12 protein-coding genes and 1 pseudogene are annotated in these 13021 nt (G+C 65.0%); 10 read left to right on the top strand and 3 right to left on the bottom strand.

Features of this window, described 5'->3' with window-relative positions:
* The first annotated feature begins 28 nt into the window (after window positions 1–28).
* The 3 genes from AKN84_RS43185 (at window position 29) to AKN84_RS43175 (ending at window position 3026) form a co-directional block, all read left to right on the top strand.
* Window positions 29–1447, top strand: a complete 1419-nt coding sequence (locus AKN84_RS43185) for a sensor histidine kinase (protein ID WP_050426414.1) — start codon at window positions 29–31, stop codon at window positions 1445–1447.
* The gene (locus AKN84_RS43180) at window positions 1444–2106 is read left to right on the top strand and encodes a response regulator transcription factor (protein WP_050426417.1); all 663 of its coding nucleotides are present in this window, start codon (window positions 1444–1446) and stop codon (window positions 2104–2106) included. Before AKN84_RS43185 ends, AKN84_RS43180 begins: the two co-directional genes overlap by 4 nt.
* Window positions 2107–2297: 191 nt before the next feature.
* Window positions 2298–3026, top strand: coding sequence for a Crp/Fnr family transcriptional regulator (locus AKN84_RS43175; protein WP_050426416.1), 729 nt, complete (start codon window positions 2298–2300; stop codon window positions 3024–3026).
* 586 nt (window positions 3027–3612) lie between these two features.
* On the opposite strand, the gene AKN84_RS50210 is transcribed toward AKN84_RS43175, so the two are convergent.
* Window positions 3613–3741 carry a hypothetical protein gene (locus AKN84_RS50210; protein WP_283805591.1) on the bottom strand — a complete coding sequence of 43 codons (129 nt, stop codon included), beginning with the start codon at window positions 3739–3741 and terminating at the stop codon, window positions 3613–3615.
* A gap of 794 nt (window positions 3742–4535) precedes the next feature.
* On the opposite strand from AKN84_RS50210, the gene AKN84_RS43165 reads away from it, so the two are divergent.
* From AKN84_RS43165 to AKN84_RS43140, 7 genes are all read left to right on the top strand, one after another.
* Window positions 4536–4751 (top strand): hypothetical protein, encoded by a 216-nt coding sequence (locus AKN84_RS43165; RefSeq protein ID WP_050426412.1) that lies wholly within the window; start codon window positions 4536–4538, stop codon window positions 4749–4751.
* Between the two features lie 192 nt (window positions 4752–4943).
* On the top strand, window positions 4944–5303 hold the full coding sequence (locus tag AKN84_RS46965) for a hypothetical protein (RefSeq protein ID WP_128971688.1): 360 nt from the start codon (window positions 4944–4946) through the stop codon (window positions 5301–5303).
* Window positions 5304–6275: 972 nt separating this feature from the next.
* Complete coding sequence (locus tag AKN84_RS43160) at window positions 6276–6902, top strand: HAD family hydrolase (protein ID WP_050426411.1); 627 nt, start codon at window positions 6276–6278, stop codon at window positions 6900–6902.
* 39 nt (window positions 6903–6941) lie between these two features.
* A complete protein-coding gene (locus AKN84_RS43155; RefSeq protein WP_050426410.1) occupies window positions 6942–8153 on the top strand; it encodes a molybdopterin molybdotransferase MoeA in 1212 nt (403 codons plus the stop codon).
* A 246-nt stretch (window positions 8154–8399) separates the two neighbouring features.
* The gene (lexA, locus tag AKN84_RS43150) at window positions 8400–9104 is read left to right on the top strand and encodes a transcriptional repressor LexA (protein WP_050426409.1); all 705 of its coding nucleotides are present in this window, start codon (window positions 8400–8402) and stop codon (window positions 9102–9104) included.
* 254 nt (window positions 9105–9358) lie between these two features.
* Complete coding sequence (locus AKN84_RS43145) at window positions 9359–9787, top strand: hypothetical protein (RefSeq protein ID WP_050402442.1); 429 nt, start codon at window positions 9359–9361, stop codon at window positions 9785–9787.
* A gap of 145 nt (window positions 9788–9932) precedes the next feature.
* Window positions 9933–10160: a hypothetical protein gene (locus AKN84_RS43140; protein ID WP_050426408.1), complete on the top strand. Its 228-nt coding sequence runs from the start codon at window positions 9933–9935 to the stop codon at window positions 10158–10160.
* 26 nt (window positions 10161–10186) lie between these two features.
* On the opposite strand, the pseudogene AKN84_RS43135 reads toward AKN84_RS43140, so the two are convergent.
* Together AKN84_RS43135 and AKN84_RS43130 are read right to left on the bottom strand one after the other, a co-directional pair.
* Window positions 10187–12474: pseudogene (locus tag AKN84_RS43135) on the bottom strand (ComEC/Rec2 family competence protein).
* A gap of 124 nt (window positions 12475–12598) precedes the next feature.
* A complete protein-coding gene (locus tag AKN84_RS43130) occupies window positions 12599–12985 on the bottom strand; it encodes a YybH family protein (RefSeq protein WP_050426415.1) in 387 nt (128 codons plus the stop codon).
* Window positions 12986–13021 lie beyond the last annotated feature (36 nt).

Raw genomic sequence — 13021 nt, 5'->3', positions numbered from 1 at the left:
GGCCGCCTGCGACGTCGAGGATACGCCAATGCGGAATTGGTCCGGAAGCGATCTGAAGCTGCGGCTGACCTTGCGTGTGGCCGCCGTTGCAACGCTCTGCTTCGCCGTGATCTCCGGCTACTTCCTGTTCGACTCCGACCGCTCGGTGCGCGCCAGGATCGCCGCCATTGCCGATGTCGCCGCCCGGACGCTGGAGCTGCAGCAGAACAAGATCCAGTGGCTGAACAATCCGCGCGCCGAGTTCCCCGATCTCGAGGGCGTTGCCGCCTCGGTCATGACGCCGGGCCTGTGCCTTGCCTTTCGCAGCAATGGCGGCGAGATCAGCCAGCGCTTCTGCGGCGGCGCGCAGACCGATACGGCCGCGCCGCCGCTGGCGTTCGCTGCGCTGTATCGCCGCCTGTTCGATCCCGGCCGCGAGGCCGTGCGCCCGGTGGTTGCGCGCGGCCATGCGATCGGCGAGGCCGTGGTCTGGGTCGATCCGGCCGTGCTGACGGCCGAGGCCTGGCACGATGCCGGCCGGCAGATGGCGGTGCTCATGATCGCGCTGCCGCTGCTCTGCGCGCTGGTCTATGCGGCGCTGTCGCGTGCGCTGCGTCCGACGCGGCTGATCCGCGACGGGCTCGAGCGGATCGCCGCAGGCGACCTCGCAGCGCGCCTGCCGCCGTTCGATCTCGCCGAACTGTCGGCGATCGGCGATGTATTCAACCAGCTCGCCGAGCGCCTCGCCGCCGCGCTCTCCGATCGCAACGCGCTGACGCAGAAACTGATTGTGGTGCAGGACGAGGAACGTCGGAATCTCGCGCGCGAGCTGCATGACGAGTTCGGGCAGTCGCTGGCGGCGATCCGTGCGCTCGCCGCCTCGGCGCGCCTGACCGCGGTTCAGGATTGCCCGCCCCTGCTCGCCGAATGCGACGGCATCGCGCGGACCGCAACCGACATGATGGAGACATTGCGCGGCGCCCTGTTCAGGTTGCGACCGCCCGATGTCGATGAGCTTGGTCTCGCGGCCAGCCTGGAGGGCCTGATCGCCGGCTGGAACGGTCGCAGCCACGGGCAGCCACGGTTCGAGATCGCCCTGTCCGGATCGTTCGCGCGCCTGCCCGCTTCCGTCAGCGCCAATCTCTACCGCATCGTGCAGGAGGCGCTCACCAACGCGGCCAAGCATGCCGGCGCCACGCGCGTGGTGCTGCGGCTGCAGATGCGCGAGGCGGCCTCCGGCGGCGACAGCGAAATCGCGCTCGCGGTCGACGATGATGGCCGGCCCAGCGATCCCCACGGCGATCTACAGGTCAAGTCCGGCATGGGCCTGCTCGGCATGCGCGAGAGGGTCGCCGCGCTCGGCGGACAGTTCAGCTTCGAGGCCGGGCAGCCCCATGGCGCATCGCTCCGCGTCGTCGTTCCCGTTGCTGCCGGCGCCGAGGCCGCGGCCGTGGAATGCGCGGCATGAGCAATGCGGCGCGAACCATCATGCTGATCGACGACCACGCCGTGGTTCGGGAGGGCTACCGGGCGATGCTGCAGAAGCAGCCGGGCCTTTGTGTCGTCGCCGAAGCTTCCGACGGCGTCGAGGCCTATCGCCTCTACAAGGAGACCGGGCCCGATCTCGTGATCATGGACCTGTCGATGCCCGGCATCGGCGGCATCGAGGCCATCCGGCGCCTCAGGCAGTGGGACAAGCGGGCAAAGATCCTGGTGTTCACCATGCACCAGAACGCGGCCTTTGCCGTGCAGGCGATCCGCGCCGGCGCGAGCGGCTATGTCACCAAGACCAGCCCGCCGGAGACGCTGGTGCATGCCGTGATGGATGCGCTGTCGGGCAAGATCGCGATCAGTCCGGACATCGACCACGAGCTCGCCCTCAGCCACCTCGCCGGCGAGCGCGCCGCCGCCGACCTCCTGACCGCGCGGGAGTTCGAAGTGCTGCGCATGCTGCTCGCGGAAAAGACCGCCGACGAGATCGCCGAGGCGCTGCATCTCAGCCCCAAGACGGTCGCGAACCTGCATTCGATGATCAAGGACAAGCTTGGCGTCGGCACGGATATCGAGCTGGTCCGCCTCGCGCTGCGGCAGGGCATCCTGACGCAGGTCGATCTGGGCGAAGGGTGAGCGAGCGACGGCGCCGGCAGGCCGTCTGTCCAGACATGACAAAGCGCGCCCCGATCAGGAACTCAGTTCCCATTCCGTCCGTTATCGCCCAAAACGCCGGCAATGAACCCTGGGTGCCGGTTGCGCTCGCGCCGTCCCCTAAGCAGCAGGCCTCCCTCATCGTCGTGGCTCAAATCACAGGGAACAGGACAATGGCTGGAACTCTGTCGGACGCATTGGTGCGCAAAATCCGTGTGTCGAACAGGTTTGATGACGCAGATATCGAAGCACTCAAGACGCTCCCGATTCAAAGGCGTGAGGTTCGAGCACGCGAGGTCATTGTACGGGATGGACAAAGAGCTACCCAATGCTGTCTGGTCGCGGACGGCTTCGTGTTCCGATCCAAATCAACGCCCGATGGACAGAGACAAATCCTGTCGCTGCACGTTCCGGGAGAGATTCCGGATCTGCAAAGCCTCCACCTCGGTGTCATGGACCACGATCTCATCGCACTCACATCCTGCACGTTGGGCTTCATTCCGCATGACACCCTGAAGCGGATGAACGCGGCGTTCCCGAACATCGCCGCTGCGCTTTGGCGCGAGACGTTGATCGACGCGTCCATTTTCAGGGAATGGATACTCAATGTCGGACGCCGCACCGGCGTTCAGCGCATGGCCCATCTTTTGTCGGAAATTCGTCGCCGGCTGGAGGCGATCGGCCGGACCTCAGGCGAAACCTTCAGGCTTCCGATCACGCAGGCCGAACTCGGCGACTGCCTGGCGCTGTCGACCGTCCACGTCAACAGGGTTCTGCAAGAACTTCGAAGTGAGGGACTGATTGAGATAGACCGCGCGGCCTTCAATCTGCTCGATCGGGAACGGCTGGAGGAATATGGCCAATTCGACCCGAGCTATCTCCATCTCAGCCCATCCGCATGACGAGCCAACCGTGACACGGTTCTTGTTTGACCGTTGCGTTTCGTCCCCGTTTCGTGGCTCGGCGGCCCAAAGAAAGGCCTCAGCGAGGGGGTACACGCCGAGGCCAGAGCAACTCAGTCACCCGATCCTAGACCTCGCACTCGAGACTTTGCGCTGCTCCTTCGGATTACCGGAGTCGTACGGGCGCCGAAGGCGTGAAACCCTTTATCCCTTCGTGCGTATCCACCAGGTCAGGATTTTGCCTTCCCTCCTGGGGCTAGAACCAACGTCGCCCGCCGAATTTCAATGCGGGCGGCGTTGCTCATTTCCGACCTGGAACAGGACGAGCCTGCCGACGCGCCCTCAGCTGACATTAATGAAAGTTCAGGATAGGAGCCGGAACGGATAGTTACCATGTCAGTTGGGTAGACTGTTTACCGAAGATGGAGCGCCTCGCCGTGACCCGGAAAACCCTGCAGGCACGTTCAGAGCAGGCGCTCGTCGTCATCATTCTCAGCACCGGCGCGCTCATCGCTTATCTCGGCCTGGCGCTGTCCAGGATGTGAGCGGCGGTCCCGGAGGGCTGAGAACAATCTCCGATTAACTGTCAGCCAGGGAATCGCGGCTGGGTCAGCGATACGATCATCATCATGGCGATCAGAAATGTCGGCAAGCAGCCAACCACCGCGGCCAACCAAAGCTCCGAATCGCGAAAGATTGCGTAATCATCCTGCATTGGACGGTCTCCAACAGATCCAATGATCAATGGAAAAACCTTGATTGGCCGAACGTTCCAGTTCGCTTTGCGAGGAACAACCGGTCTCGACGAACGTCTACTGCGAGGAGACAACCGTTACTCCCGCGTGCAGGTGAGTACGCGTTCGACTCGGGCCAGAGATGGAAAAGCAACCTATTCCCTGAGCGAGCCTGGCTTCCGAAATCCTTGACCTGCTGCGCTGCGAGCCGGGTTGCGTCGACGTCAAGGAAGTGAGCGTCAGCCAGGTTCATGTGGTCTGAGACGAAAATCTCGTGGCGCGCCATCGTCGTCGACTGCGGCGAGGCAGCTCCATCTACTGCCGATCATGCGGTGCATCGCACATCCAGGAGCGCTTGTGCGCGAAATACAATTCACTCGATTAGACGAGGGCAGATCGACCAGTCATGTACCGCATCTATTATTTCACCGTCTTTCTTGCTGTGACTGGCTCAGTCTTCGGCTTGCTGGTCGCCCTTGAGAAGGCCGTCGGCGGGTAATGCGAAATGTGGCGACGCGCAGGCGTTGATCGCCATTTCGCGGCCCTCGCCGCCGGGTGGCCGACCGACTTTGGTGCCAACCCAGGGATCGAGTCACAGGCGCATATGTTCGGCGCTACCGTCCGGAAGCGCGTCATCGAGACGGCACCCCGGGGGCGATGGGCCTCCTGCTGAATTTCTCCGACCCTGAGCACCGCCAGGAACGGCAGGATTTGCAGCTCGTTTGTGTTTTGCCAACGCAGAACGCAGGGCTCGTCGATGTAGCCACGGAGCACGATGTACAAAGACGCGATCATGGACGAGCTGAGGCAGATTGAACTCGACGTGGTCGAAGGCGAGCGGCGCCTCGCTGAGCTTGAGGCGCTCCTGATTGAATCGAAGCGGCTGAACGAAGACACCACCAAGGTTCAAGCCGACCTTGAGGTCATGCGCAGAAATCAGCTCGACCGTGAGCAGCACCGGCAAGGGCTGCTTTGGCTTCTGCATCCCTGAGGCAGGCGTACAAAGGCTCGCGCTCCATATGACGACGTCCTTCTCTGATCAGAACGAAGCAACCGCCTCCATTGTTCGCCCGGCCGCCTGGTGAGGAACCGGGGTGGTTGCCGACCGTTGCTAAAGCGAAGCGAGAGCATCAAACAAAAGCGGTGGCGGCGGCGATGCCCCCGCCCTCATTTTGCGGGAGCCATGATCAAGGTGAGGGAGATGCCAGACAGGCCAGTCGTTGTCGTCCTGTGTGCCGCCGCCCTCGTGATCTTTGCCGTATGGCACTCAGGACACCTAGCCAATTCTGCGTTCGCCACGACACCGCAAGGCGGCGATTGCCGCGACCTGCTGCGCGCGTGCGAACTGAAAGCCGAACTTGGCGAAGGCGAGGACAATTGCGTCAAGTTTCGCAAATCTTGCTCGCCATCAACACCGCATCTCAATTGCGAATGGCTGCGTGATGGCTGCATGTACAAAGAAGAGCTCGGCATAGAAGGCCGGGACAACTGCCGCCGCTATCGCGAAAATTGTCATGAAGGGACCATCAAGCGAGAGCCATGAGCATGACCGGCCGCTTGCGGCAAACCAGAACACACTGCAGCCCGCGACCGACAAGGAGCCACCATGACCCCGAGAGAACGCCGCGACATGCCCTGGATTATCGCAGCCGCCGTTTCGGCCTTTGTCTTGGCGATCGTGGCGGGAGGATTGACCTACTTGCGCTAGCCGGTCGGCGCGGAAGCTGGAAAGAAGAGGCCTCAGCGAGTGGGCACCGCACTGAGGCCAAGTTCCGTTCGTCCATTGAATTGCGGCCTCATCCGATCAGAAGCCAGCCCACGCTGAGGACGAGCGCAACGAATGACATTCCAGCAAAGCTGAGAAAGCCGATCTCCACGCTGTCTGTTCGATGAGGTACCAACGTCATCGCAATCTGCATCTCGTCCCGGGGGACCGCATTTAAATATGCAAGTCAGAACCCTTGTCCTAGTTTCGCGGAGTTTCAAAACAGGCAATGGCCCCGGCGAGAGGGGCGAGCCGGGGCCATTCTATTTTCCTATGTCGTCGCCGACCGCCGTTTGCAAAAATCGACGGCCTACTGGGTCTGCAATATGCTTGCAATGAACATCAATCCTGCCCAGTACCGCAATGATCCGCGCGAATTCGGGTTCCAGAAATCACGCATGTGAATCGAGCGACCGAAAATCATCTGGTGCGTCACGCACGACGATGGAGAGATTCAGATTTGGCTTGCCGCAACTTCGCTCGAACAGGCCCTTGATCGAGTGCTGGAAGCTATCCCAGGGATGGACCGTCGGGCTCGTCAGCAGGCGCCTTGCTCCCGAGCACGTAGCGGCATTCGACAAGGGAGAGAGCCCTGTCGGTCGTCCACTCCTCAGCTCGACCGACGCTGCAACGCCGTAAATTGCAATTTGTTCGCGAAATGGCCGCGGCGCGCTTATCCGCGTCGCATGCCTGCCGCACAAATCGAGGACATTGCCGCCTGCTCGCAATTCTCGTACACGGTTTCACGCAATGACCCCGCAACTCTCCCCCGATTCCGTCGACGTGCTGCTGTTCGATATCGGCCGCGTCGTGCTCGACATCGACTTCGACAAGGTGATGGCGCACTGGGCGCGGCATGCCGGCTGCGCACCGGCCGAACTCGCCGGCCGCTTCGTCGTCGACGACAGCTTCAGGCATCACGAGATCGGCCGGATCGACGACGCGGCGTTCTTCGCGAACCTGCGCCAGTCGCTCGGCATCGGCCTCAGCGACGCGCAATTCCTCGAGGGCTGGAATTCGATCTTCACCGGCGAGATGCCGGGCATCGGTCCCCTGCTCGCGGCCGCCGCGAAGCAGATGCCGCTCTACGCGTTTTCCAACACCAACCCGGCCCATGTCGCGCATTTCTCGGTCGTCCATGCCGAGCTGCTCGGCCATTTCCGCACGATCTTCCTGTCCTCGACGATCGGCTTTCGCAAACCCGACGCCGAGGCCTACGATCATGTGGTAAAAGCCATCGGCATGCCGGCGTCGCGGATCCTGTTCTTCGACGACCTGGCTGCCAATATCGAGGGTGCGCGGGCGCGCGGCCTTCATGCCATCCACGTGACATCGACGGATGACGTGGCCAGGGCGCTGACTGCACTGGGTATTTGAACGCCGGGATTTGAACCCTGGAATTGAGGAGCTCTGAGCGTGGCGCTGATGCCGGTTGCCGATGCCCTGTCCGCCGTTCTCGCCGGCGCCGAGCCGCTGCCGCAGGAGATTGTCGCGCTCGATGCCGCCTACCACCGCACGCTGGCGGGTGACCTCGCCGCGCTCCGCACCCAGCCGCCGCAGCCGATGTCGGCCATGGACGGTTACGCGGTGCGGGCAGCCGACGCGGCCGATCTCAAGGCCCGGCTCAAGGTGATCGGCGAAGTCGCCGCCGGCCGGCCGTTCGAGCGGACGGTCGGTGCCGGCGAGGCGGTGCGGATCTTTACCGGCGGCGTGATCCCTGATGGCGCCGACGCCGTCATCATCCAGGAGGACACCCGGGTCGACGGCGACCACATCGCGATAACAGAGGCGGCAGCCGCCGGACGGCACATCCGCGCCGCGGGCGTCGACTTCCGCGAGGGCGACGTGCTGCTCGCCGCCGGCAGCCGGTTGTCGGATCGCGCCCTGTCGCTGGCGGCGGCCATGAACTATCCGGAGCTTGCGGTGCGCCGCCGTCCGAAGGTCGCGGCGCTGGCAACCGGCGATGAGCTGGTGATGCCGGGATCCAAGCCCGGCCCCGGCCAGATCGTCTATTCCAACGGCTACGCGCTGCGGGCTCTGGCGCGGGCCGAAGGCGCCGAGACCGTCGACCTTGGGATTGCCGCCGACACCGTGGAGGCGACCACGGCCGGCATCCGCCGGGCGCGCGAGAGCGGTGCCGACATCCTGATCACCACCGGCGGCGCCTCGGTCGGCGACCACGATCTCGTCAAGCAGTCGCTAGAGGCCGAGGGCGTCCAGATGGCGTTCTGGCGGATCGCGATGCGGCCCGGCAAGCCGATGATGCACGGCCGGCTAGGGTCGATGCGCGTGATCGGCCTGCCCGGCAATCCGGTGTCGTCCTATGTCTGCGCCTTCCTGTTTCTGGTGCCGTTGATTCGCGCATTGAGCGGCCGAAAAACGATTCATCATCGCCGCGCGAGCGCCCTACTCGGCCGCGACCTCGCCGCCAACGACCAGCGCGAGGACTATCTGCGCGCGCGTCTGGAAGAGCGCGAAGACGGCACGCTGATCGCAACGCCTGTCATGCAGCAGGACAGTTCGCTGCTCGGGAATCTCGCTGCGGCACGGGCACTTCTCGTGCGTCCGCCGTTTGCGCCGGCGGCCGTCAAAGGCACCGAATGCGAGATCCTGACGCTGCCTGAGTGAGGCTTTCGCGGCCCGCTCATTGTGCGGCGTTGCCGTGCACGTTCACCTGAAATTAAGTGGTTGCGGAACACATATCGAACATATAGTGTCCGTTCATGATTTGTTTCGAGTACTGGTGTCTACAAACGGGAGATCGCCAGGGAGCGCTTGCAGCAAGCACAATGCTCCTGAGGTCAGGCCCGGCCTGCAGGCCCCACTGAAGAGTCTCGGAATCGAACGACGCTATCAACCGGGGGAATACTCGAGATGCTCACGCGCAAACAGTACGAACTTCTGCGTTTCATCAATGAACGTCTGAAAGAGGCCGGCGTGCCGCCCTCCTTCGACGAGATGAAGGATGCGCTCGACCTGCGCTCGAAATCCGGTATCCACCGCCTGATCACTGCACTGGAGGAGCGCGGCTTCATCCGCCGGCTGCCGAACCGCGCCCGTGCCATCGAAGTCATCAAGCTGCCCGAACTCGCAGCCGGCGGCGGCAACGGCCGCCGCGGCTTCACGCCAAGCGTCATCGAAGGCACCCTCGGCAAGCGCACCAGCACGCCCCCGGTCGCCGAGGACGACAGCAACCGTCCGGTCGCCGTCCCGGTGATGGGCCGGATCGCCGCCGGTACGCCGATCGAGGCACTGCAGACCCGCAGCCACACCATCAGCGTGCCGCCCGACATGCTCGGCGCCGGCGAGCATTATGCGCTGGAAGTGCGCGGCGACTCGATGGTCGATGCCGGCATCCTCGACGGCGACATGGCGCTGATCCAGCGCAACGACGTCGCCAACACCGGCGACATCGTGGTGGCGCTGATCGACGAGGAGGAAGCCACCCTGAAGCGCTTCCGCCGCCGCGGCGCATCGATCGCGCTGGAGCCGGCCAACACCGCCTATGAAGTACGCATCCTGCCGCCGAACCGGGTCCGCATCCAGGGCAAGCTGATCGGCCTCTATCGCAAGTACTGAGCGCAAATACTTGCGGCGGCGAGGAACGAGCAACACGTCGGATCGTTCCTTGGAAGATAGCGCAGCATGCGGCCCGCCCGATGCGCTCCGATACCTCTCACGCAGCGTCGCGTGTTTGTGATTGAGGCGGTCTCGGGCCAGTCGTACAATAGCCCAGAAACGAGCAGACACTCGTTCGCTATCGTCCACTCTGGTAGAGGCCCTTTGCCTCAAGGAGAGGCACGGGTCGCTACCTCGAAATGAGGAGCCAACCGATGTGTGACTATAGTCTGCACGCCGTGGCATCGCGCCCCGCCATTGTCGGAGAGACGCTTATCACGACGACCTTCCGCGGCACGTCGACCCGCGGCTTTGCTTCGGAGAACGATCCCAATGTCGCGGTCTGCATGCTGCCCGGCACCGAGCTCGCTTTCGCCGAGAACGTTCGCTACGACAGCCGCTGGATCTGGACCAAGACAATGAACTTCCGCGTCGGCGTGTTCAACGAAGTCGAGCCCGACGTGCCCGATCGCCATCACGACGCGGTCGAATTCCCCGACGGCAGCCACGTGCTGGTGACCCAGCTGGTCGAGGGGCAGCGCGTCAGCGTGCTGCAACTGCCGGCACTGCATCCGCCGGTCGAGCAGAAGCCGAAGGTTGTGGAGCGGCGGCCTTCCGCATTCGCGTCGCTGTTTTTGGGTTGAACGCCTCGTCGCCGCGGAATGACCCGTTCGGCGGCGGATGACCTAAGCGATTTCGAGCGACCCCGGACATCGGGTTCCGGGGCGCATATGGAGATTTGCGTCGGCGGACGGCTTGGCGCATCATCGTGCACGGAGGACGTGCGCGGTGGTCGATAAGGTCACATGGCAAAAAGCTGGACGCGTCACGGAACCGGGCCGCTACATGTTCCGGTTCGGTTGGCTGACGGTCACGGCCGACGACCTGAAGGTCTGGGAACGGTTTCCCGAGGCGGTCTTCACCCTCGTCAAGAAGCCCGGCGGCGGCCCCGACTCCGACGAATACCATCTCGGGCTGTTTGAGCTGCCCTCCGGCACCTCGCTCGATCCCGGCTAATCCTCGCCTTACTAATCCTCGCCTCACTAATCTTCGCCTTGCAGATCGACCTCGGACGGCGTCGCGTCGACGGCGGGCCGCGGCGCGGCGGCGGGTGCGCGCAGCGTCGTCTCGCTCTCGCCATCGCCGGGAACCGCCGGCGACCACGGCCGGTCGATCCCGCCCGGCTTGACCGCATCGACGGCGTAGCGTCCCGGATCCGCCGCAGCGTCAGCGCGCCGTGCCGCCGCAGCCGCTCGGCGTCGATCACGGAGGCGGCGCAGTCCCGCGGCGGTGGCGGCCGCGCGGTCACGATCAGCGCCGCGCGCTCGCAATCGTCGGCCAGCGCCTCCGGCCGGGTCGCCAGCGCGACGAAGGCGCCGCCAAGCCCTTGCGTCACGCAGCCGCCCGGATCGCAGGAGACCCCCTCGCCGAGCGACGCATCGGTAGCCGTCCGGGCATCGGCATCCGCCGCCAGCCATTCCTTCACGAGAAAGGCATCCTTGGCGCTGTGCATCAGATGCAGCCGGCCGTCGCCGCCACGCACCGCGACGTTGCGGCCGTCGGCCGAGACCAGAACGTCCGGCTGCGGCACCCGCACCGCCCAGACCGAGGCCACGACGAGCAACGCGGCCCCCGACCAGCGCAGCGGCGAACGCAACAATCCGAGCAGGATCAGGCCGGCGCTCGCCAGGATCATCGGCCCGACGCCGAACGCCGCCATCCGGCCGACCGCACCGGGAAGCGCCGCGACCCATTGCGTCACCAGGATCATCCAGTCGATGCCGAACCCCATGATCGCCCAGAACACGCCGTCGAAGCCGAACGGCATGGCGACGAGCCCGAGTAGGCCCGCCGGCATCACCACGGCCGACACCACCGGCATGGCCGCAAGGTTCGCGAGCAGCCCATAGGGCGTCACGCGATGGAAGTGGAACGCGGCGTAGGGCGTCGTCGCGAGCCCCGCGACCAGCGAGGCCAGCGTCAGCATCGTCAGCTCGCGCCCGCCCCATAGCGCGACCCGCGCGGTCGCCGAATGGTCGGGCGATGCCAGAAGGTTCGGCAGCCCGATCTGCACCAGCGCGACCAGCCCAAGCGTCGCGGCGAAGGACATTTGGAAGCTCGGATGCACCAGCGCCTCCGCCGCGATCGCGAGCACGATCAGCGCCGCCACCGCCAGCGTGCGGAAGGTGATCGCGCGGCGGTCGACGATCACGGCGATCAGCACCACGGCCGTCATGAAGAACGACCGCTGGGTCGCGACCTCGGCTCCCGACAGCAAAAGATAGAACGCCGCGGCGACGAGCGCGGCTGCTGCGGCCCATTTCTTGATCGGATGTCCCGCAGTCAGCGCCGGAAACAGCGCAAGCAGCGCGCGGATCGTGAAGAACACGACGCCTGCGACGACCGCCAAGTGGTAGCCGGAGATCGACAGCACATGGCCGAGCCCCGAGATGAACATCGCATCGTTGACCGGCGTCGTGATCGCATCGCGCCGGCCGGTGAGCAGCGCGGTTGCGATCGCGCGCTGATCGCCGTCGAGCGTGGTCCGGATGCGTGCGTCGATGGCGTCGCGCAGCCACTGCATGAACGCGGCATAACGCAGCGCGAGGCCACCGGCCGCCGGCGGCTCCCTGGTCTTGACCGCCCCCATCACGAAGCCGGACGCGCCGATGCCCTGGAAATACAGGTCGCGGCCGAAATCATAGGAGCCCGGACGCTGCGGCCCGAGCGGCGGCATCAGCCGCGCCTTCAATTCGACGAAGCTGCCGACTTCGGGCGCGGTGCCCTTCTTCACCGAGAGCCTGACACGCTCCAACTTGGTATTGTCGCGCGGGCTCTCCATCGAGACGACGCGCAGCACGAAGCGATCGGTCTTCTCTCTGATGTCGCGCGTCTCGACGAATCCGGTCAGCGCCACCGAGAACATCGGCCGCGCCAGCACGCCATGGGCGATCCGCGCCGTCTTCCATGTCGCGGTCGCAAAGCCGGCGGCAACCGCAGCCAGCATCACGATGGCGGGAAACACGCTGCGCCGCCGCAGCAGCAGCGCCAGCAGGCAGAGCACGATCGCGACGGCGGCCGCGACCGACAGCACCGGCTCGTGCTCGGCCGCGAAATAGAATGCGATGCCGGTGCCAAACGCCACCGGCACCCACGGCAACAGCCGACCGGCGCCCGCCTCGGCGCGCGCCCACTGCCGCAACGTCTCGACGAAGGGCCGCCAGATGCTGGCAGGCGTCGGCAGATAGCCGCCGGCAGGAACGGCGGCGCGCGGCGGCCACGTCCCCGCGTAGCGGCGTTTGCCGCCCGGCGTCGTGCCCTGCTCCGCCATTCCGCTTGCGATCCCTGCCGGGCGGCAGGCTAGCGGATGCCGCAGCCACCCGACTAGCGGAACGGAACCGAAACACGCAACCGAAGGCTGTGACCTGCGGGGACAGTTGGGCGCCGGGGCGCGCCTAGATCAGCGGTGTCTGCGACGAAACGTGGTGGCAGACGATCTTCCAGTCGCCGTCCTCGCGCGCGATCACCCAGGTGATCTTGACGACGAGCGCGGGCGCATCGCCGTCAAGAAAGAAGGACGCAATGCCCGCCATGTTGACGAGATCGGCGTTCACCCGCGCGGTCCTGATTTCGCTGAACTGAACGCGCGGCGCGTGCCAGCGCGGCAGGCCTTCAGCGTACGCTTTGACGCCGTCGCGGCCGCGATACAGCGCCGGGTTCGAGCCGAAGAAGAACGCGCTCTTCGAGTAGAGCGCGGAGAGCGCATCCGCATCGAGCTTGCTGAAACCCGACGACCACTTTGCAATGATCGCGGAGACGATATCGTCGGCTTCATCAGGCATCGATCGCCTCCTCTTGGCGTCCGTCTCGAGCAGCGC

Origin of the sequence: Bradyrhizobium tropiciagri (assembly GCF_001189845.1) — a bacterium.
Taxonomy (GTDB): Bacteria; Pseudomonadota; Alphaproteobacteria; order Rhizobiales; family Xanthobacteraceae; genus Bradyrhizobium; species Bradyrhizobium tropiciagri.
This window is presented reverse-complemented; position numbering and strand designations above follow the sequence as displayed.